This window comes from Microbacterium sp. 69-7 (assembly GCF_001897985.1).
In the GTDB taxonomy this organism is placed as follows: Bacteria; Actinomycetota; Actinomycetes; order Actinomycetales; family Microbacteriaceae; genus Microbacterium; species Microbacterium laevaniformans.
This window is the reverse complement of sequence record NZ_MKRU01000011.1, coordinates 1-4151: the sequence shown is the minus strand read 5'-3', so window position 1 is coordinate 4151 and position 4151 is coordinate 1. Positions and strand designations below refer to the sequence as shown.

Below are 4151 nucleotides of genomic sequence, written 5' to 3'. Positions count from 1 at the left end.
CGCGGAAGACCACTCCGACTCCCGCTTCGAGACCCGCCGCGGGCTGGGGCGCGCCCGTGACGAACGCAGCGATGCTCCCGGCCAAGCGCAGCGCACCGGCCAGCAGCAACGCACCGATGAGCGCGCCGAGGGCGAGGTTCGTCAGCTCGTCGCCGAACGCCCCGGCTCGCGGTGACGAACTGGTCATGCCGGGTGCCCGACGATGCAGGTGCCGGATACGCGGCCGAGCAGGATGACCTCGTGCGTGGGGCTGAGGTCGAGCAGACCCGTCTCAATCAACGCCCGAGCTGCACCTTCGCGGCCTGCTCCGGTGTGCCGCACGATGACCGCGACGGCAACATCCTCGCCCGGCACGAAGCCCTCGGCGTTCTGGAGTGCGAGCGGGTGCAGCGGCGCAGCATCGTCGGGTGCAAGGTCGTCGTGCTCGACGGAGGCCGGCGGCAGCTCAGCTGGGGACTGGTCGAGGGATGCAGGGTGCAGTGGAGCGGTCACGATGTCCGTGTAGACGGTGCCGTCGAGTTCGTGCACCACGACGCGGACGGGGGAGCGGCGCTGCTCGATCACTTCGCTGATGATCTGCGCGAACGAGTGCCGCTGCCACGGCGGAGCGAACGTCGGTGGGCCGAACGGCTCTCCGTCGACCGCGACGCGCAGCGTCGCGTTCGCCTGCACGGTCATCGTCACGACCGGCAGCACGGGCGGCACGTTGGCTGAGTCCTCCTGCTCGGCGCTCGCTGAGCGAGCGCGGCGTCGCCGCGAAAGGGTGATGGACATTTCACGCTCCTCTGGCCTTCTGACCTGTCTCGTACATCGCAAGTTCGGCAGGGTGGAGCTGGTGCTGGACGACGAACGAGCGGTTCTTGATCCTCCAGAGCCCCTGCCCGGTGCCGAGACCGGGGAGCAGCCCTTGCTCGGTTCCGGTGAGCCCCAGGGCCTGGGCGGTCGCGCCGAGCTGATCGCTCTCCTGCCGGTAGATCACCCTCGTCTCCGCGTTGGCGAGCAGCGACGAGGCGAGCGCACGCATCGCCGAGCCCTGGTCGCCTACGTTGTCGAGGTCGCTGAGCTTGTGGAAAATGAGCAGGTTGGCGATGCCGTAGTGCCGCGCGAGCCGCCACTGTGCGTCCATCCGGCGCAGCAGCGCCGGATGCGACATGAGCCGCCACGCCTCGTCGTAAACGACCCACCTCGGGCCGCCCGCCGGGTCGAGCAGCGCCGATTCCATCCACGCCGACGAACACGTCATGAGCACGGAGATGAGCGTCGAGTTCTCCGCCACCCGCGACAGGTCTAGCGACACCATCGGCAGCGACGGGTCGAAGCGCACGGTGCTCGGGCCGTCGAACAATCCCGCCAAGTCACCGGCCACGAGTCTCCGCAGCGCGTGTCCGACGAGTCGGCCGTCCTCGGCGAGCCTGCCGTCGTCGTTCTCGGCGTTCGGAGCGAGGATGCGGTCGACCACCATCGGAAGGATCGGCACCTCGGCCGAGCGCACCGCATCGGCGAGCGCGATGTCGACGGCTGTGTGCTCCAGTGGGGTGAGGCCGCGGTCGAGGACGGTCTCGGCGAGTGCGCCGATCAGGTCGCGTCGTCGGGAGGTGACCTGGCTCTGCCACTCGGCATCGCTGAGGCCCGAAGGCCGGTGCCCCTCATCGAGGGGATTCAGCCGCGTAGACATCCCGTGCCCCAGCATGATCGCCCGGCCGCCGACCGCCTCAGCGACGGCCGTGTGCTCGCCTTTCGGATCGCCGGGGACGTACACCCTCCGACCGAATGGGATTGACCGTGTATACAGACTCTTGGCGAGCGAGGACTTGCCGGAGCCGACAATCCCCGCGAGCACGATGTTCGGTGCAGTGATGATGCCCTGCGCGTAGAGCACCCACGGGTCGTAGACGAACGACGCCCCGCTGTAGAGATCCTGGCCGACGAACACGCCAGCGGAGCCGAGCCCGCCTTCGGCGAGGAACGGATACGCCCCTGCCAGCGTCGCGCTTGTGTCCTGGTGGCGCGGCAGCCGGAAACGGCCGGGCGTGCGGAGTGCTGCGGGCCGCGTCTCGCCGGACGGTGGCAGGTAGGTCGTCGCCCGCCTTGCCTCGCGTTCCGCCTCCCATGTTGCCCGCGCCCGCTCCTGCTGAGCCTTGCGGTCGGCGGTCTCGATCTTGCTCGCCGCTCGCCGTCGCGCCTTCCGCGCGGCGCGGCGCTCGCCTGCCGGGTCGAGCAGGACCGTGGTGTGCAGGCGCTCGCGGTCGCCGGGGCTCATAGTGATAGTCCTCGCCGGGAGCTGACCGGGAGTGCCTCGAACGGGTCGCGGGAGAACGGGTCCAACTCAGGTCGATTGGCGACAGGTGCCGGGTGCCACGCGATGTAGCTCGAATGCTGCGACGCCTGATCGACGGCGGTCTCGGCTGACTGGACGAGTTCTGCGGCCCTGCGCAGTGCATTGGCGGCGGCCCAAGCCTCGTCGACCCCGGCCTCGTGGTCGCCGTTGTCGAGGAACGCCTTGTCTTGGTGCAGGACATGCGCCGCCGCGACCTGCTCCAGCACTTGCTCCAGGGAGCGCAGCGTCCCTAATAGCTCGCCGACCACCTGATAGGTGTCCTCGGGGTCGGCGAAGGCCCGGCTCGCATGAGCGAGCGCCCGCACCGCCTGGCGGGTCTCCGTGGCGTCCTGCACGGGGTTGCTGAAGGTTGGCATGGCTACTCCTTCCGGGGTCGAGGGCTGGGTGCGTCACACGTCCCGACAGAGCGGGATCGCGGCGACGGCGAACGCGGTGGCCTGCTGGCCGACGAGTCTGCGCGTTTCGCAGGACGCCTGGACCGCGGCTTGCTCGATGGCGGCGACGGCGGCATCCAGCTCATCGACCGTGGGCGCGGAGACGGAGATGAGGCCGGTGTAGCGGAGCACGCCGTGCCCCGCGGTGAGGTCGGACTCCTGCTGGAGCACGTCCTGGTACTCAGCCGTGCGCGAGGCGTCCTCGACCTGCCCGATCTTCGCACGTTGGGTTGCGTCGGAGAGCAGGCCGACCTTCTTCTTCCGCAGGTCGCGGGCCGCGATGTCGGCGCGAACTGGCGTGCAGATGAGCGAGAACGACCGCTGCACGCCGGAGGTGAGCAGCAGCGGGGCGAGGAATCCGGGGAACACCTGCGAGCGCGGCCACTCGGAGAGCCAAAGCACGGTGTGGTGCGCGGAGTCGGTGCGCACGCGATCCCAGCTCTCGGTCACCGCGACCGGCCCCGCGGTGGCGAGGGAACGCCCGATGTCGGCGTGCCGCTCCAGCGCGGGCGCGGCAGCCGGGTCGTAGGCGGAGCGCAGGATGACAGCGACTTCGCCGGGCGCGAGCCAGCCGGTCGTGGCGAGGTCCGCAGCTCGCAGCGCCGTGACGAGCGTGGTCATCTCCTGACGCAGCACGGCGGCAGCTCCACGGATGCCGCCGCCCGCTGAGCGGATCTGTCGTCCCGAGGCGTTCATATCGAGCGCAATCGAGATGGTCGTCGCATGGCGCTCGCCGGTCGGCCCAGCACGCTCGATCAGCTCCCGGTAGGTGGTCGCAGGCCAGGAATCGTCGTCGGTGCCGTGCCTGGCCCACCATTCGGCGAGCCCCGTGCCTGAGTCCGGCAGCGTCCGCTCGCAGACCTGGAGCCGGGCGATCCGGCCTGAGCGGCACGCGGTAGCGAGCACCCGACCCCAGCCGTTGATCCGCCGCTCCTGCTCGCCCGGATCGAGCAGCACGAACGCCGGGTGCGTCACCCCCAGCACCGCGGTCAGAGTCTGAGCGTGGGGGTCGTGCACCATCGCCGCGCCCGTCTCGGGATCGACCCATTCGCGCAGCGCGGTCGCATCGCCGGGGAGCGCGAGCGTGCCGACGGGACGCGGCTTGATGACACGGCGGCGGAAGATCAACTGCCCAGCGGTGCTCCGCCACATCCAGCGCGACACGATCGGCAGCCAGTCCACGAGCTTGCGCCCGCCCACGGGGACGACCGCGAGCAGCAGACAGCTGAGCCAGATCGGAGATGTCCAGACCAGCCCCATGCCACCGCCCGTGTAGATCGTGGCGACGACCGTGACCACGCCGATGCCCAGCACGATCAACTGTGAGATCGACAGTCCGAGCAGGATGCCACGATGCGCGAGTCGGGAGAACTGCACGG

General features: G+C 70.0%; 4 protein-coding genes and 1 pseudogene. All 5 read right to left on the bottom strand.

Translation table 11 applies throughout. The features are described from left to right. A pseudogene (locus BGN98_RS01320) lies at nucleotides 1–187 on the bottom strand (type VI secretion protein); the annotation flags it as partial. Continuing rightward, nucleotides 184–774 carry a hypothetical protein gene (locus tag BGN98_RS01315; protein ID WP_240640374.1) on the bottom strand — a complete coding sequence of 197 codons (591 nt, stop codon included), beginning with the start codon at nucleotides 772–774 and terminating at the stop codon, nucleotides 184–186. The pseudogene BGN98_RS01320 and the gene BGN98_RS01315, both read right to left, overlap by 4 nt. A 1-nt stretch (nucleotide 775) precedes the next feature. Further along, nucleotides 776–2260: a putative type IV secretion/conjugal transfer ATPase gene (locus tag BGN98_RS01310; protein WP_125131952.1), complete on the bottom strand. Its 1485-nt coding sequence runs from the start codon at nucleotides 2258–2260 to the stop codon at nucleotides 776–778. After that, nucleotides 2257–2694, bottom strand: a complete 438-nt coding sequence (locus BGN98_RS01305; protein WP_125131951.1) for a hypothetical protein — start codon at nucleotides 2692–2694, stop codon at nucleotides 2257–2259. Before BGN98_RS01305 ends, BGN98_RS01310 begins: the two co-directional genes overlap by 4 nt. 33 nt (nucleotides 2695–2727) lie before the next feature. After that, a complete protein-coding gene (locus tag BGN98_RS01300) occupies nucleotides 2728–4149 on the bottom strand; it encodes an SCO6880 family protein (RefSeq protein ID WP_288119056.1) in 1422 nt (473 codons plus the stop codon). Between the last annotated feature and the right edge of the window lie 2 nt (nucleotides 4150–4151).

What these genes read in the sequence shown, in the direction of transcription:
- BGN98_RS01305 (WP_125131951.1), bottom strand. Translation starts at nt 2,694, where the DNA reads ATGCCAACCTTCAGCAACCCCGTGCAGGACGCCACGGAGACCCGCCAG.
- BGN98_RS01315 (WP_240640374.1), bottom strand. Translation starts at nt 774, where the DNA reads ATGTCCATCACCCTTTCGCGGCGACGCCGCGCTCGCTCAGCGAGCGCC.
- BGN98_RS01310 (WP_125131952.1), bottom strand. Translation starts at nt 2,260, where the DNA reads ATGAGCCCCGGCGACCGCGAGCGCCTGCACACCACGGTCCTGCTCGAC.